Origin of the sequence: Aeromonas sp. BIGb0405, assembly GCF_024807335.1 — a bacterium.
GTDB classification, from domain to species: Bacteria; Pseudomonadota; Gammaproteobacteria; order Enterobacterales; family Aeromonadaceae; genus Aeromonas; species Aeromonas rivuli.
This window is the reverse complement of record NZ_JANUEP010000006.1, coordinates 25,209-51,226: the sequence shown is the minus strand read 5'-3', so window position 1 is coordinate 51,226 and position 26,018 is coordinate 25,209. Positions and strand designations below refer to the sequence as shown.

Below are 26,018 nucleotides of genomic sequence, written 5' to 3'. Positions count from 1 at the left end.
CACGGCGCTGATACTGGCTACCCTGGCGGGTAGCCTTATTTTACTGGGTTTGGCCATCTATGCGGGCATGCTGCTGGCCCGGGTGCGTCGTCAGGGCGAGCTACAGGCAAGGGCCATTCGCGAGCGCAACGAGCGCATCCTCGACAGCGTGCGGCTCATCGCCCATGCGGTGCGTGATGGCCAGTGTGACTATTCGGAAGGGGCCATACGACTGACCAACCTGCTCAATGCCCTGCAGATCAAAGAGGGACGAGCCTTCGCCGAGGAGTTCCCCGGTTTGTACGATCTGTACGAGAAGGTGAAGGATATGCCGACCCATGAGGCCCGCAAGGCGTTCAAGCGCAACGAGATCATGAAGATGGATCTGGAGCGCAGCGGCTACGAGGTTGAATTGGAGGCGCAGATCCTCAAGGATGTCGCCCTGTTGAAGGATTTCCAGCTGGGTCACTGATCCCGGCCAACCCATGAGGAAACAAGTGTGCGAGTCGAACCCCTAGTGTGGGATCAGGCGCTGATCGAGAAATACAATCACAGCGGCCCCCGTTATACCTCCTATCCCACCGCCCTGGAGTTCAACGAAACGTTCGGTTATCCGGACTTCGTGCACGCCGCAGGCCAGTATCCCGATCGCAACCTCTCCCTCTACGTGCACATCCCCTTCTGCCACAAGCTCTGCTACTACTGCGGCTGCAACAAGGTGATCACTCGTCATCAGCACAAGGCCGATCAGTATCTCGATTATCTGGAGCGGGAAATTGCCGCCCAGGCTCCGCTGTTTGCCGGCCGTACCGTGACCCAGCTCCATTGGGGCGGCGGCACACCCACCTATCTGGACGAGGCCCAGAGCCGACGTCTGATGGCCATGCTGCGCACCCATTTTCACTTCGCAGACGCTGGCGAAATCAGCATCGAAGTGGATCCGCGCGAGATTGAGCTGCATATGCTGGATGTACTGCGGGAGCTGGGCTTTAACCGCATCAGCCTGGGGGTACAGGACTTCAACAAGCAGGTGCAGCGGGCGGTCAACCGCGAGCAGGACAACGACTTCATCCGCGCCATGCTGGAGCACGCCCGGGCATTGGGGTTCCGCTCCACCAATCTCGACCTCATCTATGGCCTGCCGCACCAGAACCGGGAGAGCTTCCACCACACCCTGGAAGAGGTGCTGAAAACGGATCCGGCCCGGCTCTCCATCTTCAACTATGCCCACCTGCCGAGCCGGTTTGCCGCCCAGCACAAGCTGAAAGAGGCGGACATGCCGGCGCCTCGGGAGAAGCTGGCCATGCTGCAGGACACCATCGCCTTCCTGACCGGTCAGGGTTATCAGTTCATCGGCATGGATCACTTCGCCAAGCCCGATGACGAGCTGGCGGTGGCCCAGCGTGAGGGCAAGCTGCATCGCAACTTCCAGGGCTACACCACCCAGGGGGATTGCGACCTGCTGGGGCTGGGGGTCTCCTCGATCAGCATGATGGGGGATGCCTACTCCCAGAATCAGAAGGATCTCAAGGCCTATTACGCCCAGGTGGAAGCGCGAGGGCATGCCCAATGGAAAGGCTGCGCGCTCAAGCCCGATGACCTTATCCGCCGGGAGGTGATCAAGCGGCTCATCTGCGACTTCTCTCTGGAGTTTACCGCCGTCGAGCAGGCCCATGACCTGGTCTTCAACACGTACTTTGCGGAAGATCTCAAGCTGCTGCAGACCTTCGTCGATGATGGTCTGGTGCGATTGACCGACACCGGCCTGGAGGTGATCGGCACGGGTCAACTGCTCATTCGCAACATCTGTATGTGCTTCGATGTCTATCTGCGCAATGCGGCGCGGGCTCAGCAGTTCTCCCGGGTGATCTGACCCGGCTGCGAGCGGCTGGCCAAGCAATAAAAAACCGCCATACAGGCGGTTTTTTATTGCTGCTGAATCGAGCCTCGGCTTGATGAGGCGTCAGCGAGCGACGGCACTGGCGGCCAGTGCGGCTTTTTCCTGCTTGCTCAGGAAGGCGAGCTTGAGGCCATTTTCCTGGGCGGTGCGTATCTGGCTGGCGGTGAGACCGGCCGCCGGGGCCGCTACCTCGTATTCATGACGCAGCTCTATGCCTTCCACCGCAGGATCGTCGGTGTTGAGGCAGGCGAGCACACCATGGTCCAGGAACTGACGAATGGGGTGGCTCTGCAGGCTCTCGACCGTGCTGGTCTGCAGGTTGGAGGTGAGGCAGGACTCGATGCCGATGCCGTGCTCGGCCAGATAGTCCATCAAGCGGGGATCCTGCACCGCCTTGACCCCGTGGCCGATACGAGTCGCACCGAGGTCGCGGATCGCCTGCCACATGCTCTCGGGGCCCGCCGCCTCGCCGGCATGGACGGTGACCTGCAAACCGGCATCACGCACCCGGCGAAAATGGTCGGTAAAGAGCTCGCCAGGGAAGCCGAGCTCATCACCGGCCAGATCGATGGCGACCAGCTGGTTGCTGTGCGCCAGACAGGCTTCCAGTTCGCGGCGGCACTGCTCGGTGCCAAAGGTGCGGCTCATGATACCGATGAGCTTGGCCTTGACACCAACGTCGCGGCAGCCCGCCTGGACGCCGTCTATCACCGCCTCAACCACCCCTTGGGGATCCAGCTTGTGGGCCATGGCCATGTAAGCGGGACTGAAGCGCAGCTCGGCGTAGTCGATACCGGCGCGCAGCAGGTCTTCGGCATTTTCGTAAGCGACCCGGCGACAGGCGTCATAATCTGCCAGCACGGCCACCCCCCAATCGAGCTTCTTCAGAAAGGCGACCAGGCTGGGTTCGTTCTCGACTATCTGCACATGGGGGCGCAGTGCCTCCAGCTCAAAGGCGGGCAGGGCGATGTTGTGCTGACGGCCGAGCTCGAGGATGGTCTGGGCCCGGATGTTGCCGTCCAGGTGACGATGGAGGTCGGTCAGGGGGAGGGATCTGTCAATCATGAGGGGTGCCTTCTTCGAGCCGATGAATGAGAAGCTAGTCATTTTAGGCAGGGATGACAAAAAAGATACCCTGTTTGAAATCAAAGGGGGTTGAATCACAGCCGGTGTGTTGGGGGCGTGATGGTAAGCGTTTTTCTGGCACGCCAGGTGATGCCGTCCAACAACCGGTTGCTGGCCGACAACCATGGTTGCGGGTGAGGAGGGCTGCCAGAGGCAGCTGAAGCCGCACTGCCGGTCTCCTCGAGCACTGCCCGGAGATAAGAAAAACCCGGCCATCAGGGCCGGGCGGGACTGCATGGCAGTGAAAATAATAGGAGGAATGTAGTGATGCGACCTGAGGTGGGTTGAGCGGGTCGCAGGGGCTGACCCCGGTTCGGCGTGGTTTACCAGCGCCTTACAGCATGTCCGACATGCGCTCTTTCATATCGGACTGCCACTCTCTTTGCCTCTGACTCGCCTGCTACTTGGTGGCAACAAGCTGGCCAGCCGCAATACATGCACCTGCTTACAGCATGCCGGGGATGCCGGCCTTCATCTCGGCCGGCCAGACACCGACTTGTACCTGTCCTATGTGCTCTTTCTGCAGGAGCAACATGGCCAGACGGGATTGGCCAATACCGCCACCTATGGTTTGCGGCATGCGTTCTGCCAACAGATCCTGATGCCACTCATAACCCAGGCGATCTTCATCCCCCGTGATGGCGAGCTGGCGGCGCAGGGCCTCGGCGTCAACCCGGATCCCCATGGAGGAGATCTCGAAGCTGTCTTCCAGCACCGGGTTCCACACCAGGATGTCACCGTTCAGACCGGCCAGGCCCAGTTCGCTCTCGCTGCTCCAGTCGTCATAGTCCGGGGCACGTACATCGTGGCGCTCGCCGTGGGAGAGGGCGCCACCAATACCCATCAGGAAGACGGCCCCCAGCTCCTTGGCGATGGCGCGCTCGCGCCCCTTGGCATCCAGATCCGGATAGCGGGCCAGCAGCGCTTCGCTGTGCAGGAACTGGATTTCGCCCGGCAGGAAGGGGGTCAGTTCATGTTCGGCGCAGACCGCCCGCTCGGTGGCCTTGATGGCGGTCCAGATGCCGCGCACCGTGTCTTGCAGGTAGGCGAGATCCCGACGCTCGCTCGGCATCACCTTCTCCCAGTCCCACTGATCCACGTAGACGGAGTGGATGGGCGTCAGGCGGTCTTCGTCCGGGCGCAGGGCCTTCATGTGGGTGTAAATGCCTTCACCCGGGGCGAAGCCGAAGCGGCCCAGGGTCTGGCGTTTCCACTTGGCCAGGGAGTGCACCACTTCATAGCTGTGTTCAGGCAGGGTCTTCACCTTGACCTGCACCGCATTCTCACAGCCGGAGAGGTTGTCCTGGGTGCCATCGCCGACCCGGCTCAGGATGGGGGCTTGCACCTCCATCAGGCCCAGCTGCTGGGCGAGTTGGCGGGAGAACATCTCTTTGACGAAGCTGATCTGCTGTTGGCTGCGAATGTAGTGCTGTTTCATTGTGGTTTCCTGTCTCTGACTGCCGTGATGTGTGGCGATTCTTCAACAGAAGTGACACTTAATTCAATATTCGATAATGAAAATACCATTTATCTATTTTTATCATCAAAATAAGTGCTATTTTAATGAGGTATCGACAATGAGAGAGCAAAAAAGTGCCAGAAAATTATCGGATCGATAATCTCGATCAGGCCATCCTCAGCGCCCTGATGGACAATGCCCGCATTCCTTACGCCGAGTTGGCCAAGCAACTCGCCGTCAGCCCCGGCACCATTCATGTGCGGGTGGAGAAGATGAAACAGGCGGGGATCATCGAAGGCACCCGGGTACAGGTCAACGCCAAGCGCCTCGGCTATGACGTCTGTTGCTTTATTGGCATCAATCTCAAGAGTGCCAAGGACTATCCCTCGGCCCTGGCCAGATTGCAGGCCCTGGACGAGGTGGTCGAGGCCTATTACACCACGGGCAACTACAGCATCTTCATCAAGGTGATGACCCGCTCCATCGACGAGTTGCAGACGGTGCTGATCCACAAGATCCAGACCATAGACGAGATCCAGTCGACGGAAACCCTGATCTCGCTGCAGAACCCGATCCTGCGAGATGTGAAGCCCTGATGATTGCCCGCTCCGGTGCATGGGATGAGATCCATTTCCCATGGAAACCCTGATCTCGTTGCAGAACCCGATCCTGCGAGATGTGAAGCCCTGATGATTGCCCGCTCCGGTGCATGGGATGAGATCCATTTCCCATGGAAACCCTGATCTCGCTGCAGAACCCGATCCTGCGAGATGTTAAGCCCTGATGATTGCCCGCTCCGGTGTATGGGATGAGATCCATTTCCCATGGAAACCCTGATCTCGCTGCAGAACCCGATATTGAGAGACGTGCAGCCCTGAGTGATGGAACAAGGCCGTCGGCCGATAGCGAGTGGTGAGTGATCAGGGCTCGAGATAGGGAATGCCGTACTTGGCGAACAGTGCCTGGAGCCGGCCATCCTGTTTCATCTGCAGCAGTTGGGCATCATAGGCCGCCATCAGGGCCTGGGTCTGGTCATCGGCCCGCGCCTTGCACCAGACGTGATAGTAGAGGCTGGCGTTGAGTGGTTGGGGCAAATAGTCGACGCTCTCTTCCAGGTGCTCCTCCCGGATCTGGCCAAAGGCGCTGACCAGGGACATGGGCACCAGATCGATCCGGCCGGCGACCAGTTTGCGCAACTGTAGCTGGTTGAGGGGGATCTCCTGGAAGTGGTACGCCGGATCATGCACGGCCGCACTGAGTTCAGGGGTGTAGGCATAATCCTTGGTGATACCGATGCGCCAGGGCTTGAGATCGCTCAGGACCCGATAGCGGATGCGATCCTTGTCCTGCTTGCGGACGAAGAAGTGCCAGCTGTGGCGGATATGGGCTTGCGTGGGGTAGAGCAGATAGCTATCTCGCTCCGCTTTGTAGGAGAGGCTCATCAAGAGATCATACTCACCCATCTTGGCGTTGCGGGTGAGCCTGGCGCCCGAATCGGTCAGTTCGATGCGAATGGGCACCTTGAGGGCGGTGAAGATCTCGGTCAACAACTCGACATCCATTCCCGCCGGTGTCTGCTGTGCATCCAGGTATTTGAGCGGCGGCTCCAGCATGCCACCAATGACCAGGGTCTTGGCGGGCAGGGCGAACGACAGTAATAGGCATAACAGAGACAAGGTCCGCAATCTGCTTCTCCAAAAGCCATCCATGGCGGTGCATCGACCGCGGCTGTTTAACAGAAGATCGACCGTCCCTGGCCAATCCTGAAATAAGGGACTCCTCTGACTAGGTCTGCTGGCAACCCTTGAGCTGCTGGTTGAGGGCCTGCATCACCTGGCGGCGACTGATGATGCCAATCACCTTGCCCTGTTCAACCACGGGATAAATACGCGGCTTGGCCCCGGTCATCTGGCGAGCGAGATCCAGTATGCTCTCATCCGGCCCGATGGACAGCGGCGTCTTGCTCATCATGTCCTGTACCTGGGTGCGGGTATCGCAATGGTAGGTCCCCGTCAGCAGGCTGGGGATGCAGTCCTGCTCGGACAAGAAGCCAACCAGTTGCTGTTTGTCGTCCAGCACCGGCAGGCCGCTCAGTCCCGAGGCGTGCAGACTGTCCAGGGCGGCGGCCAGCCCCTGCTGTGGTGTAAGGGAATGGCTCAGGCGGCTCAGGTGATCGCGTACTTGTAACATATTGATTGCTCCACGGTTCTGGTTGGCTTCACTATGAGGGTGTCGCCATGATGATGCCAATGGGTGGTGCCGCAAGGATTGATAGACAATACCATTGGTGATGGATGCAAGATGCGATCGGCGGGGCAATTTCATGACAAGTTTGACACCCGTCTGGCCTGTGTATGGAAGGGAGAGACTATGCGTGCCTTGGTGACGGGAGTGGGCCGACGACTCGGCTTCTATCTGTGTGAGCAGTTGGTGGCCGCCGGTTGGCAGGTGACGGGACAGTACAGATCGGCGCGACCCGAGCTGGAAAGATTGCGCGCCCTCGGGGTTGAACTCATCCAGGCCGACTTCACCCGGCCGAGGGAGGTCGCCGCCCTGGCTGCCGCTCTGGCGCATTGCCCGGATCTGGGGCTCATCATTCACAACGCCTCGGCGTTCGAGCCCCTGGCCGAAGATGCGGCCGGTCGGTTGGCCCAGCTCGATCGCTTCTATCAGGTGCACATGGCGGCACCTTTCGCGCTCAATCAGGCGCTGGCCCCCCGCTTGGCCAGCAACGATAACGCCAGCATCATCCAGATCACCGACATCTATATTCATGCGCCTCCCCCGCAGTTTGCCGGCTATGTAGCGACCAAGGCGGGGGCTCACACCCTGGCCATGAGCCTGGCCAGAGAGTTGGCGCCACGGGTGCGGGTCAATACCATAGAACCGGGCCCCATCCTGTTTCTCGATGAGCATGGCGACGCCTGGCGTCAGCAGGTGCTGGCCAAAACACCCCTGGCACGGGAAGGGGGGCTGGAGCCTATCTGGCAGGCGGTGCAACTACTGCTGAGCAACACCTATATGACGGGGGCTAGCATCAAGGTGGATGGTGGCCGCTCCCTGGCCAGCCTCTGATTCCTGACGGAGGGTGACGGGACTCTGGCCCAGGTGCAGACCCCAAGGGGTGAGGGCCACTTTCTTCACATTCAGGGCCTGCTCGCCATAGAGTTCCGCCAGCAGGTCCTTGAGATAGGCGTCGACTTCTGCTGCGTGGAAGTCGTCATCCTCACGCATCGCCAGTATGTCGATATCGAGGGGCCTGTCATGCACCTTGCAGAGGGGATCGGAGCGATCCCGTCCGTGGGCCTGCTCCATGGCCACGAATTCCGCCTTCAGATGCTGAGGGCTGGCCTCGCTCTCGATCACGAACAGGCAGTTGAGGAAGTCATGGCATGAGTGCATGCCGACGGGTTTGGTCTGGATCACCGAACTGAGCTGCACACGCCGGAAGCGCTTCAGTAGTTCACCGAGTGCTTGACCGACATGGTGATCAGGCTCGAGATTGGATCCTATGCTACACAGATAGAACATGCCGCGATTCCTTGCGTTAGGGCTCATCTGAAATGGTTACTTGGCTCACGTTAATCCCCTTAACTATGCATTAACATCGGCCAGGTATGTTGTGATCGGGCTCTGATTGAGCAACTAAGGAGGGGTTATGAGTATAGAAATGAAGTGGGCTTTGCTGACGGCGAGCGGTGCCTTGGCCATGGTATTTATCATCAGTACCATCGCCGTGCTCTTCGTCTGATCGGGTTAGAGACGATCAAACCGGCCATTGGGCCGGTTTTGTTTTTTGCACGACTGCGGATATGCTTGCCAACCCAATAATGAGCTGAGAGAACAAGATGACACGGGTAAGGCCGCGCTCACTGTTACAAGTCGTCCTGATGGGCTTCGTGCTGGTGCTGATGCCACTTGGCGGCATGATCTGGCATGACAGCCGCGCCCTCGAACACCTGAGTCAGCTCACCAGTGTTGAGATGGAGCGGGCTGTCCGCGATACCCGGCGCGCCACCTTGCTCACCAATCTGGCGGTCGATCTGGAGCGTACCCTGCGTCGCTATGCTGTGCTGGGGGACAACCGCATCCTCGCCAGCTATCAGCAACAACTGACCCACTATCGTGAACTGCTTGCCGAACACCAGATCTCCATCCCCAATGCTCCCGTCTATGGCCAGCTGGGGGAGCTGCTCGGCTGGCTCGACAGCCTGCAGGATCTGACCCGGGCCAAGGTGGAGTCGACCAGTATCCGCTTCGAGGAGCTCGACCAGGTCAGCACTGAGCTGGAGGTGACGACCCGCAGCCAGGTTGATGAACATCTGCTCAGGGTGCGGCTCGCCATCGATGAGTTGATGAAGGAGATCTGGTGGGTCAGCGGCCTGGTCGCCTTATTGAGTCTTTTGTTGATCCTGCTGTTCACTTATCTGATCATTCACCCTGTCCGTCAGATAGAGTCGCGTATTCTCAGTCTTGGCGCCGGCATAGAGCCGGATAAGCAGCCGGTGGACGGCCCGGCCGAGCTGGTTGTCCTGGGGGAGCGCATCCTCTGGCTGCACGACAAATTGAAGGAGCTTGAGCAGCAGAAGTATCAGTTCCTGCGCCATGTTTCCCACGAACTCAAGACGCCACTGGCGGTATTGCGGGAGGGGGCGGATCTGCTCTCGGAGCAGCTGGTGGGACCGCTCAATCCGGATCAGCAGGAGATCTGCCAGATGCTGGAGCAGAACAGCCGCCGCCTGCAGACCCTGATTGAACGGCTGCTCGACTTCAACCGCTTGAGTCAGCAAGAGGAGTTCGAACGGGTGCCGGTGGCGCTCACGCCGCTGCTCACGGAGCTGTGTGCCGAGTACCGACTCGCCATCGAGTCCAAAGAGGTCAAGGTTCATCTGCCAGAGACGGATCTTGTCCTGCAAGCCGACCCTTACCGGCTGCGGCTGATCGTCGACAACCTCTTCTCCAACGCGGTCAGCTATGGCGCCCAGGGGGGGCAGATCTGGATCCGCTCCGGTCAGGCCGGGCAAGAGAGCTGGCTGGAGGTGGCCAATGAGGGCCACCCTATTCCTCAGGATGAGCGTGAACGCATTTTCGAACCCTTCGAGCAGGGCAGTATCGCTCGGCAGGGATTATTGAAAGGGTCTGGCATGGGGCTATCCATCGCCCGCGAGTCTGCCATCAGCCTCGGCGGCGAGCTGAGCCTGGTAGACGATGCCCAGGCCCCCGTCTGTTTCCGGTTGACGTTGAAGTGATACCTATGATCAAACCACTGATGTTTCCCGCCTTCCTGGCGACCATACTGACAGGCTGCGGTCTGTTGCCGCATCTGGAGCCCTCCTCGGTCACTGACACCGAGCTGGCACAGCGGATGGAATTTGCCAATAAAGAGATGCAGGTGCGCCTGCAGTATTCTGACTGGCTGTTGGCCAGCCAGCCCCAGCAGCGCGAACAAGAGCGCGATCGCCTGAAGGGCCAACCCGATCTGGAGAGCCGTGTCAGCCTGGCCATGGTTAACAGCCACCCGGCAGAATCGGTGGCGAGCCGTCGCGCCGGGCTCGATGCCCTCAAGGGGCTACAACCGGAGCTTGGCCTGGATGCCCAGGCCTTCCTGCGTAGCTGGATAGCCCTGGGGGAACAGTTGCTGGAGCGGGACGGTCGGCGCGATAACCAGAGTCAGGAAGTGCAGCGACTCAAGCGCCAGATAGAGCAGTTGTCCGCTATCGATGAACAGCTCAACAAACGCAAGTATCAAGAGACGGACGGGACCCGGCCATGAGCCGCATCCTGCTGGTTGATGACGATAGCAGCCTGCTCAAGTTGATGAGTATGCGGCTGCGCAGCCAGGGCTATGAGGTGGATAACGCCGATAGCGCCGAGGCGGCCCTCGATCGGCTGCGTCAGCAACGGGCCGATCTGGTGCTGAGCGATCTGCGCATGGGGGGAATGGATGGTCTGGCGCTGTTCGAGAAGATCCAGACCCAGTGGCTCGGCATGCCCGTTATCATCATGACGGCCCATGGCACCATTCCCGATGCCATTCAGGCGACCCGCTCCGGGGTGTTCAGTTTCCTCACCAAGCCCATCGACAAGGATGAGCTGCTGAGCACGATCGAGCATGCACTCAGCCTGACCCGGCCCAAGCAGAAGCGGGAGTGGCAGTCCCAGATCCTGACCCGCAATCCGCAGATGGAGCAGATCCTGATCCAGGCCAGCACCATCGCCACCATGGAGGTGCCCGTGCTGATCCTGGGTCCCTCAGGTTCCGGCAAGGGGTTGATGGCGCACACCCTGCATCAGGCCAGCGCCAGGCGCGAGCAGCCGCTCTATGCCATTAATTGCGCGGCCCTCTCCTGGGAGGCGCTGGATCAGGAGCTGTTCGGGGAGGATGGCCGCAGTGGCATATTCGCCCAGGCCAAGGGCGCGACCCTGTTTCTCGACGAGATAGGCAACCTGTCAGCCTCGCTGCAGGCCAAGCTGCTGCAAGTCTTGCAGGAGTACGGCCAGGGGACTGCCGAGGTGCGGGTATTGAGTGCCAGCCATCAGGACCTGGTGGCGGCCATGGATGAGGGGCGCTTTCGAGAGGATCTCTTCTATCGCCTCAACGTGGCAAATATCACCCTGCCTCCCCTGTGCGCCCGCAGTGAAGACATTCCCCTGCTGGCCCGTCAGGCCCTGGATGGTTACAAGGCCCGCCACCCCGACTGTTTGGCGATGGGCTTCTCCCCCGAGGCGCTGGCCATGCTGGCCAGTGCAGCCTGGCCTGGCAACGTGCGCCAGCTATCCAGCCTGGTGGAGCAGCTGGCGAGCCTGTGCAGCAGCCCGGTGATAGGTGTTGTCATGGTGGAGTCTGCCTTGAGCGGCAGCAGTGGCGGCATCCCCTCCTTCAACGAGGCGCGCGCCGAGTTCGAGAAGGAGTACCTGATCCGCCTGCTGCGCACCACAGAGGGAAACGTCACCCTGGCCGCCAACATGGCGGGTCGCAATCGCACCGACTTTTACAAACTGCTCAGTCGTCACACCATCGAGGCGGCGAATTTCAAACCCAAGAGCTAGGGAGGGAGGTGACGTTGACCCGCAGTGGCGCGGGTCAGCCGGGTGATGGCACGCCGCTGGCAAGGGAGGTCCTTGCGCCGGCCGAGGGTGATTAGACGGGGGGATGAGGCGGATTCAGGCCGAGGAGCTCATCTTGTTGGTGCCCGGTTTTGCCATGGGGCGACTGCGGGCGGAGAGCCAGAGGCCGCTCGCCTTCATCAGGTAACCGAAGAGGGCACCGATGACGAGGGAGGGTAATATCAACCGCCAGTCACCCGCGGCGCCAAAAGCGGCACAGCAACCGGCAAAGGTGCCGGGTATGTAAGAGAGCCAGTGCTGCTTGGCTTGCATGCACATCAGGGTGGCGACCACCCCCGTCATCAGATAACCGGCCAGACCGGCTCCCCACCAGGACTCCCCATGGATCAGCAACAGGCCCCACAACATGCCGCTGGCATTGCAGAGCAGGGTCTGGCCCAGGGCCCGCAGGCCGCCCTTGGAGGCGAAGTAGCTGGTACAGCCGAGAAAACCGACCCAGGAAATCAAACCCAGCGCCACGGCCAGCCAGCCCCAGAGGGCGGAGAGGATGCCCGTGGTAAGGGCAATGGCAATCAATGGAGACATGGCGACGACCCCTATCTTGGTGGAAAGGGCGCGAGGATACGCCTGCGCAAAGAAGCGGCAAGTTGGTGCTGAGGGAGCTGTGATCGCCATCACATTATGCCCGGCAGGAATACGCTTGCGCTCGCGAAAAGTTCACTGGCTGGCATCGGGGGTGTGCACCATAGTTATGGGCCCCGTCGCCTTGAAGGAGTGAGTCTCATGTCGTCAAACGTCCTGGTTCCCCTGCTGATCTTCATCATGTTGTTTCTGGTTGGCACCATGTGCAAGGCGCTGCCTTACTACCAATAGCCTCGCGCAGTTTGACCCAGGCGGCCATTTCTTGACGGAAGATGAAATGGATCCTGATCCGGCGCGGTCTTATCAATAACACCATATTCTGTGCGGGAGCCCTTCATGCTGATCAAATCCACGTCTTCCCATCACCCGACCGAAAGTGACCTCACCCCCGAGTCCGTGTATCAGGATCGACGGCTTATTCTTAAAGGCTTGGGGCTAGGCGCAGCGGGCCTGGGTGCCAGCCTGGCTTTTCCCGCCCAGGCGAGCTTGCTCGATCTCTTCAAAGAGAAAGCGCCATCGATACCAGAAGGCAAGCCGCTCAAGGTGACGCCGGCCGCGCGCCCGGAAGGTCTGGTCTTGACGCCCTATGACAAGGCGACCACTCACAACAACTTCTATGAGCTGGGGACTGACAAAGGGGATCCGGCTCGCAATGCCCACTACCTCAAGCCGGAACCCTGGACGCTCAAGGTCGGTGGTGAGGTAGATAAGCCTTTCACCCTGGATGTCTGGGACATGATCAACAAGGGACCTCTCGAGGAGCGTATCTATCGGCTGCGCTGTGTCGAGGCCTGGTCCATGGTCTTGCCCTGGACCGGCATCTCTTTGGCCTCTCTCATCAAGCAGGCCGCACCCAACAGCCGCGCCAAATTCGTCGCCTTCGAGACCCTTTATGATCCCAAGCAGCTGCCGGGGCAGGGCTCTTCGTTGGGAGGCGGCATCGATTATCCCTATGTGGAAGGGTTGCGTATCGACGAAGCCATGCACCCCCTCGCTTTCCTGGCGGTCGGCCTCTATGGCAAGACGCTGCCGGGCCAGAATGGTGCGCCCATTCGCCTGGTGGTGCCCTGGAAATACGGCTTCAAGAGCATCAAGAGCATCGTCTCCATCAAGCTGGTGGAGGAGATGCCGCCGACCACCTGGAACCTGCTGGCATCGAATGAATATGGCTTCTATGCCAACGTCAATCCTCAGGTCGATCACCCGCGCTGGAGCCAGGCCAGCGAGCGCTTCATCGGTGAGGGCGGCATCTTCGGTGCCAAGCGCCAGCCGACGCTGATGTTCAACGGCTATGGCGACGACGTTGCCAGCCTCTATCAGGGCATGGACCTGCGCAAATGGTACTGATCCCCGCAGTGTCGCAGGCAAAATGGCCGCACTCTTTCCATGATGGAGGTTTCTCCCTATGACCCTGAGGATCACCAATACCCAGGCAAACCGGCTGCGCTGGCTGGTGCACTCAGCCGCGTTCGCCTTTCTGCTCTGGCTCGGTTATGCCGTACCCGCCGGCCTGCTCGGTGGCGATCCCGTGCAGGGGCTGACCCACTACTTGGGCAAAGGAGCCTTGCATCTGCTGTTGTTGACTCTGCTGGTGTCACCGCTCGCCAAACGCTTCCGGTTGGGGCAGCTGATGCGGCTGCGCCGTCCCCTCGGCCTCTGGTGCTTCACCTGGGCGCTGCTGCACTTCATGATCTGGTTGGGACTGGATCTGCAGTTCGACTGGCGACTGATAGGGGGGGAACTGGTCAAGCGCAACTACATCGTGGTCGGGGCCATCGCCCTGCTGCTGCTGCTGCTGCTCAGCATCACCTCGATCCCGCGGTTGCTGCGCGCCATGGGGCCGAGCTGGCAGAGGCTGCATAACTGGATCTACGGGGTAGCCCTGCTGGTACCCGTGCACTACTGGTGGTCGGTCAAGAGCGGTTGGGTTGAGCCCGCCATCTATCTGCTGGTGGCGCTGGCGCTGCTCTGGCCTCGGCGAGACAAATTGCTCAAACCCTGGCGCTCCCGTCAGGCAGGCACTGGCCGGGCAGAGGGACGAGACAAGATGAATGCAAAAGAGGCCTGATGGCCTCTTTTCTGATGGAGGGACTCAGGAAAATGGTGTTGGGGGATTAATCCTGCTCCTGGCTGAGCAGTTTGCCGCTATGGGCATCCACCACCAGATGCACCCTGCGTTGATCCTTGTCCAGGGTATCGACCTCAAAACGGTCTGCATTGAGCTCGACTTCCCGGATATCGTGGTACCCTTGCGCCACTAGCAGCCGTATGAGTTCGGCCATGTCGAGCCGTGTTTGCGCAGCCCCCGCCCAGAGCGGAGAAAGGCTGGCCAGCAGGCCGCAGATGGGCAGAACAGTGCGCGGGATCATATTCATTCCGGATTCATGGCTGGCAGACTATAACCGCAATTATGTTAGGTTTCTGGAGATGAATCACCCATGAATAGAGCCCTGGGTCTGCTTGCCCTGTTGCTGCCCCTGCTTGCCCATGGTGAGCCGAGCGAGGCACAGTTGCAGCAGGCGGTCAGCGAGGGACGGGTGAAACCCTTCCATGAGGTGATGGCTGCCGCGGCTCACTTGCCGGGGCGGGTATTGCGGGTTGATTTGACCGAGCAACAGGGCGTCTGGCTCTACGAACTCAAGCTGATCGACCATGAAAATAGCGTCATCAAGGTCGGCTATCGCGCCGATAATCTGGAAATGGTGTGGCTCAAGGGCCATCATCTCGAACATCTCTTTCTTCCGCCGGCCCCTGCCGCCGAGTGATCTTGCCCTCTTTCACTGGACCCATTCATGCGCATTCTGATCGTTGAAGATGAAAAGACCCTGGCCAACCAGCTGGCTGAGCAACTGCGCCAGTCCGGCTTTGTCACCGACCTCTGCCATGATGGCAACGAGGCGGGCTTTCTCGGGGAAACCGAGCCCTATGACGCCATCATTCTGGATCTCGGCCTGCCGGGTCGTGATGGGTTGAGCATTCTCAAGGAGTGGCGCAGCAAAGAGGTGGTGACCCCGGTGCTGGTGCTGACCGCTCGCGGCCAGTTGCACGAGAAGATAGAAGGGCTCAACGCCGGGGCCGATGACTATCTCACCAAGCCCTTCCAGGTTGCCGAGCTGGTGGCCAGGGTGCATGCCTTGGTGCGCCGCGCCGCGGGCAATGCCAGCTCCATCCTGGAGATCGGTGGCGTGCGTCTGGATATGGCCGCTTCACAGGTCTGGTATGAGGGCACGCCCATCAAGCTGACGGCCCATGAGTTCCGGGTGCTGGGTTATCTGATGCAGCATAAGGGCAAGGTGGTATCGCGCAGCGAGCTCATCGATCATATCTATGCTCAGGACTTTGACCGCGACTCCAATACGGTGGAGGTCTTCATCGGCCGCATTCGCAAGAAGACCCATGCCGACTTGATTGAGACGGTGCGCGGTCTCGGTTACCGGATCAACGAATGATGCCGAGCGGGGTTCTTTCTTCACGGCCGCGTTTCTTCACCAGGCGGGAGAGGGGATGAGTCTGGTGCGTACCCTGCGGGGCAGATTGGTGGTCATCGCCCTCATCTGGTGCGGGCTCTTCCTCTCGGCCACCGGCTTTAGCCTGCAGACCATGATGCGCAACTATTGGCAGGAGGCCGAGGCCGACAGCCTGAGGTTGCAACTCTACGATCTGCTGGCGCGGATTGAGGTGCAGCAGGGAGGGTTGCCTGCCGTCACCGAACCCATGGCGGATCCCCGCTACCGGCAGCCTTATTCCGGCTACTACTGGCAGCTGGAGCTGGGGGAGCAGATCGTCAGCCGCTCCCGCTCGCTCTGGGATGCCAACCTCAAGAGCCACCACCTCAAGTCAGCTTTTGGCGATCCGGATCTCTTTGTTGGAAAGGGCCCCAATCAGGAACCTTTGCTGATCATGACCCGCAATGTGTTGCTGCCGGGCTCCGACAAGGTGTTCACCCTGGTGATGGCCAAGGACAGTACGGCCCTGACCCAGACGCTGCACAAGACTCGTATCGGCCTGTTTCTCGGTCTGGGGTTTGCCGCTGCCGGGCTGTTGCTCGGCTTTGCCTTCCAGATAGTTTACGGTCTGCGCCCGTTGCACTTGCTGCGCCGCGAGCTGGTGCGGGTGCATCAGGGCCATCAGGAGGGGTTCAGGCAGCGTTATCCCCTGGAGATCCAGCCCCTGGTCGAGGACATCAACCGCTTGCTGCATCACTATGGTGAACTGCTGCAGCGTGCCAGGGCCCATACGGGCAACCTGGCCCACGCCCTCAAGACGCCGCTCAGCATCATGCGCAATCAGCTCTCCCAGTTGCCGCCAGAGGAGCAAGGGGGCATTCAGGAGCAGCTCGATCAGATCCAGCGCCATATCGACTACCACCTCGGCAAGGCGCGGGTGACCGGGGCGTCCAAGGTGCTGGGAGTCTCGACCCCGGTGCGTGCCCGGGTGGAATATATCTGCCGCGCCTTCTCTCGCCTCTATCCGGGGCGCACCCTGGATCTGCAGGTGCCTGCCAATCTGGCGGTGGGAGTGGAAGAGCAGGATTTCGATGAGATGGTCGGCAACTTGTTGGAGAATGCCTACAAGTGGTCGGCGGGGCAGTTACGGGTCTCCAGCGCCGAGCTGGGGGGCTGGATCAGCCTGCGCATCGAGGACGACGGCCCCGGCATGACAGAAGATCAGATAACCCGCGCCGTGCTGCGCGGAGTGCGGCTGGACGAGAAGGTGCCCGGCTCCGGGCTCGGCCTCAATATAGTGTCCGATCTGGCTGAGGCCTATCGTGGCAGCCTCATCATGGGCCGTGCCGAGCTGGGGGGGCTGGCGGCTTCCCTCTCGCTGCCCAAGGTGGCACGGGTCGACGGTTAGTCACCTCCCCCCTGACACATCACGGGTTCACCCCCTTTATCCATGCCCGAAGCGGGCCCTGTCAGCCTGAGTGGCGAGGGGACCGGGTCGGGTTTACCATGTGGCATCTATGAATGCCTGAGGAAGAGATTCATGACCGACGATCCATGGGCACTGTGCCATCTTGATGATTCGTTCGATGCCTCGTTGCTGGGCCGGAAGGGAGCCCAGATCCAGTGGTTTGAAGATCGAGGCCACCTGATCGAGTTCCTGCTGGAGGACTTTATCGACCTGCTGGCCGATGCGGGCGAGCTGGAGGAGGATCAGACCGAGAGCGCCCGCGAGCGCTTCACCCTGCTGGTGGAGCAGAACCCGGATAACCGGAGTCTGATCGATGCCATCAACGATCTGGCCAGCGGCCTGCGCCGCATCGCCTGGCTGGGGCCGCTCTCCGAGCTGGCCGAGATCAGCGATGACTTTGCCAGCGGGCTGCGCGCCTACTTCTGGACCCAGTATGATGGTGACGAAGATGACCCCGAGGCCTGGGTACCGGAAGAGCTCTGGCCCCAGCTAGTAGAGTGCGCGGAAGAGTACATGGTGGAAGGGGACTTCTAAGTTTCATCTGGCCACTCACGTTTAGTGGAATGCGCGGAAGAGTACATGGTGGAAGGGGACTTCTAAGTTTCATCTGGCCAGTGTCTCTGGCCACTCACGTTTAGTGGAATGCGCGGAAGAGTACATGGTGGAAGGGGATTTCTAAGTCATCCTGCCAGCACTTCGGGTCACCGTCAGCGAGTTGAGAGGGGCTGCCGCGTGTCACGGTTCACAATAGAAAACGGCGCCTTGATGGCGCCGTTTGTGTTGGTAAATCTAGTCAGAACTCAGGCGTTGGCTGGCACGGCATGGGCGGTATTGGCTGGCGCGGTGCCGACAAACTTCTCTATCTGCAATTGAGCCATATGACCACAGTTGCCCTGGGCCAGGCTCGACGATCCTTCATCGAAGGTGAGGCAGTTGACGTTGCCGTTCTTGCACAGGGCGCCAGCCTTGCCAGGCTCGGCCGGATCGAACCAGGCCCCTTCGCAGATGCGTACCACCCCGGGTCGCACATCCTTGGAGAGCAGGGCACCCACCAGGATCTGACCACGACCGTTGAAGGCGCGGACCAGGTCGCCATCCGCGATACCCCGGGCCTTGGCATCGTCCGGATGTATCATGATGGCCTCTCGATCGGCCACCGCGAACTTCTCGCGCAGCGGTGTGTTGTCGAGCTGGGAGTGCAGACGCTGAGTCGGGTGCGAGGTGTTGAGCGACAGCGGGTATTGAGCCGCTGTCGTGCCTTGCTTCCACTCCTTGGGCTCGAACCACTTGGGATGACCCGCACAGTCCGCATAGCCCATCTTATCGATGGTATTGGAGAAGATCTCTATCTTGCCTGACGGGGTGCCGAGCGGGTTGAGCAGTGGGTTCTCGCGAAAATCGGCATGGCGGATCCACTGCTTGTTCGCCTCGGGGATGGGGAAGCGTACATAGTTGTTCGACTCCCAAAACATGCTGAAGGGTGGCAGTGCCACCTTGGCACCCCGGGCCTGGGCGGCCATGGCGTCATACATCTGCTTGAGCCAGAGGGTTTCGTCCTTGCCCTCGGTATAGGCTTCTTCCAGCCCCAGCTTGGCGGCAACGGCCCGGAAGATGTCGAAGTCGTTGCGCGACTCGTGCTGAGGCGGCACGCACTGGTGCATGGGGAAGACATAACGCTGGGAGTAGTCGCCTCCCATTTCCAGATCGTTGCGCTCATAGCTGGTGGTGACCGGCAGCACTATGTCGGCGTGCTTGGCGGTCGCTGTCCAGTAAGGTTCATGCACTATCACCGTCTGGGGTTTGCGCCATGCCTGCAGCAGGTTGTTGGTGTCCTGGTGGTGGTGGAAGGGGTTGCCACCGGCCACATAGACCAACTTGACGTCCGGGTAGGTGACCTTGCGACCGTTGAAATCGATGGTTTTGCCCGGGTTGGCAAGGCAGTCGGCGATGCGAGCCACCGGGATGGGCGCGGGGCTATTCTTGGGGGCTTCTCCGGCGGATATGCCGGACAGTATGCCGCCCTTGGCGGTCGGGCTGCCCCCCGAGGAGTAGTGATAGCTGAAACCATAACCGCCACCGGGCAAGCCAATCTGGCCCAGCATGGCGGCCAGGGTGACCAGCATCCAGTTTGGCTGCTCGCCATGGTGCTGACGCTGCATGCCCCAGCCCGCCATGATCATGGTGCGCTTGGATGCCATGTCCAGGGCAAGCTGTGTGATCTGCTTGGCATCGACCCCGCAGATAGCCGCCGCCCACTCGGCGCTCTTGGGCTGGCCATCCGTCTTGCCAAGCAGGTAGTCGAGGAACTTGTCGAAGCCACTGCTGTAGCGATCGAGGAAGGCCTGATCGTGCTTCTTGGCGCTGTACAGGCTATGGGCCACCCCCAGCATCATGGCGACATCTGTGTAGGCATTGGGAGCCAGCCACTCGGCGCCGAGCAGCTTGGCGGTCTCGTTGTAGACGGGATCGATGGTGATGACCCGGGTGCCCTTCTCCTTGAGTGCCTTGAAGCCAGCCTGGCCTTCGTGATCCGGCATGTTCCAGCTGTTCTTCAGGGTGACCTGGGCATTGACCCCCCAGAGCACTACCAGCTCGGCATGCTCGACCACATTGGGCCAGGCAGTCTGTTGCTCGTACACCTCGATGGAGCCCATCACATGGGACATGATCACCTGGGCCGCCCCGGTGGAGTAGTCACCCGCGTAGCCGGTGAAGCCACCGGAGAGGTTCATCAGCCGGTGCAGCAGAGTGCGGCTGTTGTGGAACAGGCCCACACTCTTCCAGCCGTAGGAGCCGGCGTGGATGGCCTGGGGGCCGAATTCGCTCTGCACCCGCTTGATCTCGCCCGCGACCAGTTCGATGGCCTTATCCCAGCTCACCTTGACCCACTCATCGGCACCGCGCAGCTCGGGGCTGGCGCCGGGGCCATGTTCCAGCCAGCTCTTGCGGACCATGGGGGACTTGATGCGGTTCTTGGCATGAACCTGATAGGGGGCCATGTCGATCAGCTCGTTCGGGGCCGGATCATCGGCCACCGGCTGAACCCTGACCATGCGGCCATCTTCGACGATGGCTTCGAAGGCACCCCAGTGGGCCCCGGTCAAGATGCCTTTCTGGGCCGGGACCAGGGTGGTGAACTGATCGAGCGCCGTGCTGATGGCACTGGCCAGTGCCGTCTTGGGAAAGAGACCGCCGAGCAGGGGCAGGGCGGCACAGGCCCCCAGGCCCTTGAGCAGGCGGCGGCGGGACAGGTTGGCGGTTGTATCGTTGAAAAGAGTCATAACAATTCCTTAGTGTCCTGCCTTAGAGGGCCGAATTCATGTCACTGGCATGTTTTTGCACGTATTGGGTCAACATGCGCGCCTGCTCGGGAGTGAGGGAGGTGCGGGGCTCCATGCCCTTGATGACGCCTATCCACTGGTTCGCATTGAAGTGATCCAGGGCGGTCAGGCCGTGGCAGCCGGTGCAGTTGGCGGACATCAGGGAGGAGGCGTACTGCCACAACTTGTCCTGATCGCCGATGAGCTGGCTCTGGTCGACCCAGGCGGTCAGCTTGACCTGGTGCCAGGTAAGATTGGTGCTGGCATCGGTCTCACTCTTTCCTGTGACCAGCTGTTGCTTGGCCTCATCACCGAGCAGGACACTCAGGATGCGCTTGCCGGGAGCGGCGTAGAAGACGTCGGCGACGCCATCTTGCTGCCAGCCGGCGATCTCGACCTGGGCGCGGCCGTTGTCACTGCCGAGGATCTGCACCTGGGTCGAAGGCATCAGGTTGCCCTGATTGGCATCGCTCTTGGCATCCATGAACAGTGGCGTGGTCGCGATGGCGTAGCGGGTGGTGATATCAGCGGGAGTCTTGGCGGCAGCCTGAGCCAGTTCGCTCGCTCCGGCGGCGGCCAGACCGCTCATGTCCGGCATGATGTGAGCCACGCCCCTGTGACAATCGATGCAGGTCTGCCCCTCCTTGATGGCGACCGGGTGTTCGGCACGGGCGTTGGGGCGCTGGGCCAGGATGTCCATGGCCTCATAACTGTGGCAGCTGCGGCAGGTGGCCGAGTCGTTGGCCTTGAGTTCATCCCAGACGTGTTGAGCCATCAACAGCTTGCGTTCCTGATACTTTTCCGGAGTATCCAGGGTGCCGATCGCCTCGTGGTAAATGTCCTTCACGGCGCGGATCTTGGTCCACAGGTAAGAGGTAGGATCCCCCGGGATATGGCAATCCGCACACTCGGCGCGTATGCCCTTGCTGTTCTGGAAGTGGACGCTGCCCTGATACTCGGCCAGCGGCGTCTGCATCGAATGGCAGGAGACGCAGAATTCGGTCGAGCTGGTCTTGTGCAGTATGGTGGCGGTGACGCCCAGTGCCGCGACGCCCAGCAAGGCCCCGAGCAGCAGGAGCCAGAACCAGGTTTTCTTGAGAAGAGATCCAAGCATGGTGGCAGTTCCTAGGTTATTAATACCCATATGGTAGTAGTTTGGCCGATGTCAAAGCTTGACACCCATCATTGCAAAATCCAAAAAGTCGTTATTTTTCTGTTTCTTAATTCATAGCATAAAAGATTTTTGAATATTTTTCACAAATGAGTCCTGCTTTCCCTTCGCCTATCTGGACTCTGCGGCAAAGACTGCCAAATGGGGGACAACAGCCGTTGAGGCGCCGTATTGGCCAAGCACGGTCATTAGCAGCCTAGTTCAGGGAGGGAGGAACTTCTGCTGGAGGAGGCGCGTCAAGGTTCGGCTCGGCCGCTCTGGCCGGACTTGGGCTTTGCTGTTTGGCTGGGTATACTGGCTACATATACAGTATTCAGGGCGTCAGCCATGCGACTCTTCATCGCGGAAAAACCCAGTCTGGGACGAGCCATCGCCGATGTGCTGCCCAAGCCCCACATCAAGGGGGATGGATTCATAGAGACAGCCCAGGGGGATGTGGTGACCTGGTGCATCGGCCATCTGCTGGAGCAGGCGGAGCCCGACGCCTATGACGCCGCTTACAAACAGTGGCGTATGGAGCCTTTGCCCATCATCCCCGAGCAGTGGCAGCTGGTGGCCAAGCCCAAGACCCGTAGCCAGCTCACCGCCATCAAGGGCCTGATCAAGCGAGCCGATTGTGTGGTCAATGCCGGTGACCCGGACCGGGAAGGGCAGCTGCTGGTGGATGAGGTGATAGCTCACCTTGGTTACCCCAAGCACAAACCCGTGCAGCGTTGCCTCATCAGCGATCTCAATCCGCCTGCCGTGCGCCGTGCCCTGGAAACCCTGCGCGATAACAAGGAGTTCGTGCCGCTGGCCGTCTCTGCCCTGGCGCGCAGCCGCGCCGACTGGCTCTATGGTATCAACATGACCCGCGCCTATACCCTGCTTGGTCGCAAGGCCGGTTGCAGCGCCCTGTTGTCGGTTGGCCGGGTGCAGACCCCCTTGCTGGGGCTGGTGGTGCGCCGGGACCTGGAGATAGATGCCTTCGTCCCCAAACCCTTCTTCGAGGTGCTGGCGCACCTGATGACGCAGAGTCGCGACAGTTTTACGGCCAAGTGGCTGCCGTCCGAGGCCTGCCAGCCCTGGCAAGATGAAGAGGGCAGGGTATTGAAGTGCTCCCTGGCGGAAAACGTGGTACGACGGATTGAAGGCAAACCTGCCTTGGTCGAGGAGGTGGAAGAGCAGGCCCGCAAACAGGCGCCACCACTGCCTTACAACCTCTCCAGCCTGCAGATCGATGCCGCCAAGCGTTTTGGCATGGACGCCAAGCGGGTGCTCGACATCTGCCAGAGTCTGTACGAGCGACACAAACTCATCACCTATCCCAGATCTGACAGCCGTCATCTGCCGACCGAGCACTACGACAGGGCCGGCCGGGTGCGGGAGGCCATTGCCGCGACGGCGCCGCCCCTGGCGGGCGCCGTCGCACAGGCGAAGGGAAGCCTGCGCAGCAAGGCCTGGAATGATGCCAAGGTCGATGCCCATCACGCCATCATTCCGACCGAGAAACGAGGCAACGCCGGTACACTGTCGGCGGATGAGAACAAGATCTACGCCCTAGTGGCGCGCCAGTATCTGCTGCAGTTCTATCCGCCGTTTGAGTACAACGACAGCCGGGTGTTGCTGCGCATCGAAGGTGGCCTCTTCCAGGCCAAGGCCAGACGCATTCTGAAGGCTGGCTGGAAGGCGCTGCTCGGGGTTGAAGAGGATGATGAGGAAGAGGTGGGCACGCTGCCAGCCCTGCGCCAGGGAGAAACGCTGCACTGTGAGCGAGGCGAACTGCTGGAGAAGATGACTCAGGCACCCAAGGCGTTCACCGATGCCAGTTTGCTTGCCGCCATGACCGGCATCGCCCGTTACGTGCAGGATCCCAACATTCGCAAGACCCTGCGGGACACAGATGGCTTGGGTACGGAGGCAACCCGGGCAGGCATCATCGATCTGCTGTTCAAGCGCCAGTTTCTGCATCGCCTGGGCAAGAGTATCAAGGCGACCGCTACTGGCCGGGCCTTGGTGCAGGCGCTGCCGGATAGTGCGACTACCCCTGACATGACGGCGCTTTGGGAGCAGAGCCTGAGTCAGATCGCCGAACGTCATGGCAGCTATCAGCAGTTTATGGATCCGTTGACGGCGCAGTTGCATCAGCTGATCGACGGTGCCCGCCACAACACCGGCGCCGATTTTAGCGCCCTGCCTCAGGAGCCAGCAGGGGTCAAAAAGGGACGCTTTACTCGCCGCAAAAATGGCTCCATATCGGCGAAGAATAATAAAAAGTCATCGTTGATCCCCGCTAAATCGATAGGTCGTGAGTTGGTATCAAAGTGGGAAAAAATGGCAAAGTAATAACTTTGAACATTTGAATTAGGCAAAAGAGCGGCAACTTTGCCGCTCTTTTCATTATTTAGCTGTCAGCCGGTATGTACGTTCTCTTCCGGGTATTTGATGCGGGTCTCGCTCGGCCTGGCCAGCATGACGGCCAGGGTCAGGGGACCCAAACGGCCGCATATCATCACCATCACCAGGATAAGCTTGCCCGGCTCGCTGAGCTGGGCCGTGATCCCGGTGCTGAGCCCCACGGTGGCAAAGGCGGAGATGGTCTCGAACATGATGCGATCGAAGGGAAGGTCTTCGGTGATCATCAGCAGGAACATGGCCAGCATCAGTACCATCACACTGACGATGATGATGGCCAGGGAGCGGGTCACGACGTGGGGCGCTATGGTGCGGCCAAAGGCGGTGATGTGGGGACGCTTGGTGAGGAAGGCGCGAGTGGCCAATATCACCACGGCGAAGGTGGTGACCTTGATACCGCCCCCGGTGGAGGTGGTGCCTGCGCCGATAAACATCAGCATCATCATGAACAGCAGGGAGGCTGAGGTGAAGTGGCCCAGATCCAGGGTATTGAAACCGGCGGTACGGGCGGTGGCGGACTGGAAGAAGGCGGCCAGCCACTGGTTGCCCAGGCTAAGACCGCCCAGGGTGGCCGGGTTGCCTCGCTCCAGCAGCCAGAACATCAGGGTTCCGATCAACAGCAGGACGGGGGTCATCACCAGCATCAGCTTGCTGTGCAGTTTGAGTCTGCGCAGTCGGCGGGTACGCACCAGATCCATGATGACGGTGAAGCCGATGCCACCCAGGATCAGCAGGGCACAGACGGTCAGACTGATCAGAGGATCGTCTCGGTAGTCCATGAGGTTGTTGGCAAACAGCGAGAAGCCCGCATTGTTAAAGGCCGAGGCGGCATGGAAGAAACTGACATAAAGACCGTGGGCCCAGCCCATCTCAGGCACCCAGCGAAAGGCCATGATGGCGGTGCCGATCAGCTGGGCCAGGAAGGCAAAGAGAATGATCCGTTTGACCAGCCGCACTATGTTGATTGACCCCCCCTGGCCGAGAGCCTCCTTGGCGAGCACTTGCTGGCGAAGGCCGACGCGCTTGCTGAGCAGGGCCAGCAGCAGCACCGTCATGGTCATCTGTCCCAGCCCGCCGATCTCCATCAACACCAGCAGGAAGAGCTGGCCCTGCAGGGTGAAGGCACTGCCGGTATCGACCACCCCCAACCCGGTCACGCTGATGGCCGATGTCGCGGTAAAGAGGGCATTGATGAAGGTGACGTCGCCTTTGTGGCTGGAAGGTTGTACCAGAAACAGCGTCCCTATCAGCAATATGATCAGGAAGCTGCCGAGGATGAGCTTGGGTTCGTTCCAGCGGGACTCGGTATCCGGGCGTATGGCAAAGGTATAGGTGTCGCGCCAGAGAGAGCTCATTGCTTGTCCAGCCAGCGGTCGATGGCGTGCTTGTTGCCAGCCAGGATCAGAATATCGCCGAGGGCCAGTGTCATGGTGCCGGTCAGCACGTTATGGAGCACCTGGCCCCGCTTGATGGCCAGCAGTTGGAATTCGGTCTGCTGCAGCAGATCGAGATTGGCCAGGGTGCGATCGTTGAGCTGCAGGCCAATCACGAACTCGGTCAGCACCATGTCGTGACCCAGCTCCAGATAATCGACCAGCCGGGTATCAAACATGCTCTGGGCAATGCGGCGGCCCATGTCCCACTCGGGGTTGATCACCTTGTCGGCGCCCACTTTCTTGAGGATCTTGGCGTGGAACTTGTCGCGGGCCTTGACCCACACCTTCTTCACGCCGGCCTCTTTGAGGACGAGGGTGGTGAGAATACTGGTCTCCAGGCTGTCACCTATGGCGACGAAGACGATGTCGTATTCGGCCAGACCCAGCTCGGCGACGGTATTCTCGTCGGTGGCGTCTGCCACTATCACATGGCTGCAGAAGGTGGCGACCTGACGGGTTCTCACCTCGTCAATGTCGATGGCCAGCACCTCGGCATCCTGGCGTTCCAGCTCTTCACACAGCGCCGTGCCAAACAGCCCCAGGCCGATGACGGCAAATTGGTTATTCATGAGTACTTCCTCAGGAGAGCGATTTGCCTACTCTAAACCAG

The 26,018-nt window shown here is 60.4% G+C and carries 26 protein-coding genes; 15 read left to right on the top strand and 11 right to left on the bottom strand.

The genetic code is table 11. The annotated features are described in order from the left end of the window. Window positions 1–10: 10 nt before the first annotated feature. Window positions 11–451 (top strand): DUF2489 domain-containing protein, encoded by a 441-nt coding sequence (locus M2366_RS14640; RefSeq protein WP_259237198.1) that lies wholly within the window; start codon window positions 11–13, stop codon window positions 449–451. Between the two features lie 27 nt (window positions 452–478). Then, window positions 479–1,852 carry an oxygen-independent coproporphyrinogen III oxidase gene (gene hemN / locus M2366_RS14635; RefSeq protein ID WP_259270057.1) on the top strand — a complete coding sequence of 458 codons (1,374 nt, stop codon included), beginning with the start codon at window positions 479–481 and terminating at the stop codon, window positions 1,850–1,852. Window positions 1,853–1,942: 90 nt separating this feature from the next. Here the strand turns inward: hemN and add are convergent, their stop codons facing one another. After that, window positions 1,943–2,944, bottom strand: coding sequence for an adenosine deaminase (gene add / locus M2366_RS14630; protein ID WP_224431750.1), 1,002 nt, complete (start codon window positions 2,942–2,944; stop codon window positions 1,943–1,945). 505 nt (window positions 2,945–3,449) lie between these two features. Further along, window positions 3,450–4,442, bottom strand: a complete 993-nt coding sequence (gene asnA, locus M2366_RS14625; protein WP_259237183.1) for an aspartate--ammonia ligase — start codon at window positions 4,440–4,442, stop codon at window positions 3,450–3,452. A gap of 155 nt (window positions 4,443–4,597) precedes the next feature. Here asnA and asnC point away from each other — a divergent pair, with 155 nt between their 5' ends. Further along, window positions 4,598–5,059, top strand: coding sequence for a transcriptional regulator AsnC (asnC, locus tag M2366_RS14620; protein ID WP_042039927.1), 462 nt, complete (start codon window positions 4,598–4,600; stop codon window positions 5,057–5,059). A 324-nt stretch (window positions 5,060–5,383) separates the two neighbouring features. Here the strand turns inward: asnC and M2366_RS14615 are convergent, their stop codons facing one another. After that, the gene (locus tag M2366_RS14615) at window positions 5,384–6,148 is read right to left on the bottom strand and encodes an ABC transporter substrate-binding protein (RefSeq protein WP_042039928.1); all 765 of its coding nucleotides are present in this window, start codon (window positions 6,146–6,148) and stop codon (window positions 5,384–5,386) included. A gap of 100 nt (window positions 6,149–6,248) precedes the next feature. Further along, a complete protein-coding gene (locus M2366_RS14610; protein ID WP_042039929.1) occupies window positions 6,249–6,653 on the bottom strand; it encodes a CBS domain-containing protein in 405 nt (134 codons plus the stop codon). A 180-nt stretch (window positions 6,654–6,833) separates the two neighbouring features. Between M2366_RS14610 and M2366_RS14605 the strand changes: the two genes are divergently transcribed. Next, window positions 6,834–7,538 (top strand): SDR family oxidoreductase, encoded by a 705-nt coding sequence (locus M2366_RS14605; RefSeq protein ID WP_259270056.1) that lies wholly within the window; start codon window positions 6,834–6,836, stop codon window positions 7,536–7,538. Here M2366_RS14605 and M2366_RS14600 read toward each other — a convergent pair. Beyond that, complete coding sequence (locus M2366_RS14600; RefSeq protein ID WP_259270055.1) at window positions 7,464–7,994, bottom strand: 2-amino-4-hydroxy-6-hydroxymethyldihydropteridine diphosphokinase; 531 nt, start codon at window positions 7,992–7,994, stop codon at window positions 7,464–7,466. The genes M2366_RS14605 and M2366_RS14600 overlap by 75 nt on opposite strands. 127 nt (window positions 7,995–8,121) lie before the next feature. Here M2366_RS14600 and M2366_RS14595 point away from each other — a divergent pair, with 127 nt between their 5' ends. The 4 genes from M2366_RS14595 to M2366_RS14580 all read left to right on the top strand — a co-directional run bounded on the left by M2366_RS14595 (window position 8,122) and on the right by M2366_RS14580 (window position 11,513). After that, complete coding sequence (locus M2366_RS14595; RefSeq protein WP_259270054.1) at window positions 8,122–8,214, top strand: YnhF family membrane protein; 93 nt, start codon at window positions 8,122–8,124, stop codon at window positions 8,212–8,214. A gap of 97 nt (window positions 8,215–8,311) precedes the next feature. Then, a complete protein-coding gene (locus M2366_RS14590; RefSeq protein ID WP_259237185.1) occupies window positions 8,312–9,712 on the top strand; it encodes a HAMP domain-containing sensor histidine kinase in 1,401 nt (466 codons plus the stop codon). Between the two features lie 5 nt (window positions 9,713–9,717). Next, window positions 9,718–10,236, top strand: coding sequence for a hypothetical protein (locus tag M2366_RS14585; protein ID WP_198135211.1), 519 nt, complete (start codon window positions 9,718–9,720; stop codon window positions 10,234–10,236). Continuing rightward, the gene (locus tag M2366_RS14580; RefSeq protein WP_259270053.1) at window positions 10,233–11,513 is read left to right on the top strand and encodes a sigma 54-interacting transcriptional regulator; all 1,281 of its coding nucleotides are present in this window, start codon (window positions 10,233–10,235) and stop codon (window positions 11,511–11,513) included. Before M2366_RS14585 ends, M2366_RS14580 begins: the two co-directional genes overlap by 4 nt. 114 nt (window positions 11,514–11,627) lie before the next feature. Here the strand turns inward: M2366_RS14580 and M2366_RS14575 are convergent, their stop codons facing one another. Beyond that, window positions 11,628–12,116 carry a DUF1097 domain-containing protein gene (locus M2366_RS14575; RefSeq protein WP_042039933.1) on the bottom strand — a complete coding sequence of 163 codons (489 nt, stop codon included), beginning with the start codon at window positions 12,114–12,116 and terminating at the stop codon, window positions 11,628–11,630. Between the two features lie 393 nt (window positions 12,117–12,509). Here M2366_RS14575 and msrP point away from each other — a divergent pair, with 393 nt between their 5' ends. Then, on the top strand, window positions 12,510–13,520 hold the full coding sequence (gene msrP / locus M2366_RS14570; protein WP_042039934.1) for a protein-methionine-sulfoxide reductase catalytic subunit MsrP: 1,011 nt from the start codon (window positions 12,510–12,512) through the stop codon (window positions 13,518–13,520). Window positions 13,521–13,578: 58 nt separating this feature from the next. Then, window positions 13,579–14,241, top strand: coding sequence for a protein-methionine-sulfoxide reductase heme-binding subunit MsrQ (msrQ, locus tag M2366_RS14565; protein ID WP_259270052.1), 663 nt, complete (start codon window positions 13,579–13,581; stop codon window positions 14,239–14,241). A 46-nt stretch (window positions 14,242–14,287) separates the two neighbouring features. Here msrQ and M2366_RS14560 read toward each other — a convergent pair whose 3' ends face one another. Continuing rightward, window positions 14,288–14,548, bottom strand: a complete 261-nt coding sequence (locus M2366_RS14560; protein ID WP_042039936.1) for a PepSY domain-containing protein — start codon at window positions 14,546–14,548, stop codon at window positions 14,288–14,290. A gap of 63 nt (window positions 14,549–14,611) precedes the next feature. Between M2366_RS14560 and M2366_RS14555 the strand changes: the two genes are divergently transcribed. From M2366_RS14555 to M2366_RS14540, 4 genes are all read left to right on the top strand, one after another. After that, window positions 14,612–14,938, top strand: coding sequence for a PepSY domain-containing protein (locus M2366_RS14555; RefSeq protein ID WP_224431760.1), 327 nt, complete (start codon window positions 14,612–14,614; stop codon window positions 14,936–14,938). Window positions 14,939–14,965: 27 nt separating this feature from the next. After that, window positions 14,966–15,622 (top strand): response regulator transcription factor, encoded by a 657-nt coding sequence (locus M2366_RS14550; protein ID WP_005897690.1) that lies wholly within the window; start codon window positions 14,966–14,968, stop codon window positions 15,620–15,622. Window positions 15,623–15,677: 55 nt separating this feature from the next. Further along, window positions 15,678–17,027: a sensor histidine kinase gene (locus tag M2366_RS14545; RefSeq protein WP_042039938.1), complete on the top strand. Its 1,350-nt coding sequence runs from the start codon at window positions 15,678–15,680 to the stop codon at window positions 17,025–17,027. Between the two features lie 132 nt (window positions 17,028–17,159). Continuing rightward, the gene (locus M2366_RS14540; RefSeq protein ID WP_042039939.1) at window positions 17,160–17,621 is read left to right on the top strand and encodes a hypothetical protein; all 462 of its coding nucleotides are present in this window, start codon (window positions 17,160–17,162) and stop codon (window positions 17,619–17,621) included. A gap of 266 nt (window positions 17,622–17,887) precedes the next feature. Here the strand turns inward: M2366_RS14540 and torA are convergent, their stop codons facing one another. Both torA and M2366_RS14530 read right to left on the bottom strand, forming a co-directional pair. After that, window positions 17,888–20,368 (bottom strand): trimethylamine-N-oxide reductase TorA, encoded by a 2,481-nt coding sequence (gene torA, locus M2366_RS14535; RefSeq protein ID WP_224431761.1) that lies wholly within the window; start codon window positions 20,366–20,368, stop codon window positions 17,888–17,890. 22 nt (window positions 20,369–20,390) lie between these two features. Then, on the bottom strand, window positions 20,391–21,521 hold the full coding sequence (locus tag M2366_RS14530; protein WP_259270051.1) for a NapC/NirT family cytochrome c: 1,131 nt from the start codon (window positions 21,519–21,521) through the stop codon (window positions 20,391–20,393). Window positions 21,522–21,905: 384 nt separating this feature from the next. Here M2366_RS14530 and M2366_RS14525 point away from each other — a divergent pair, with 384 nt between their 5' ends. Further along, the gene (locus tag M2366_RS14525) at window positions 21,906–23,903 is read left to right on the top strand and encodes a DNA topoisomerase III (RefSeq protein WP_259237189.1); all 1,998 of its coding nucleotides are present in this window, start codon (window positions 21,906–21,908) and stop codon (window positions 23,901–23,903) included. 65 nt (window positions 23,904–23,968) lie between these two features. On the opposite strand, the gene M2366_RS14520 is transcribed toward M2366_RS14525, so the two are convergent. Both M2366_RS14520 and M2366_RS14515 read right to left on the bottom strand, forming a co-directional pair. After that, on the bottom strand, window positions 23,969–25,327 hold the full coding sequence (locus M2366_RS14520) for a TrkH family potassium uptake protein (RefSeq protein WP_259237190.1): 1,359 nt from the start codon (window positions 25,325–25,327) through the stop codon (window positions 23,969–23,971). Next, the gene (locus M2366_RS14515) at window positions 25,324–25,977 is read right to left on the bottom strand and encodes a TrkA family potassium uptake protein (RefSeq protein ID WP_042039944.1); all 654 of its coding nucleotides are present in this window, start codon (window positions 25,975–25,977) and stop codon (window positions 25,324–25,326) included. Before M2366_RS14515 ends, M2366_RS14520 begins: the two co-directional genes overlap by 4 nt. Window positions 25,978–26,018 lie beyond the last annotated feature (41 nt).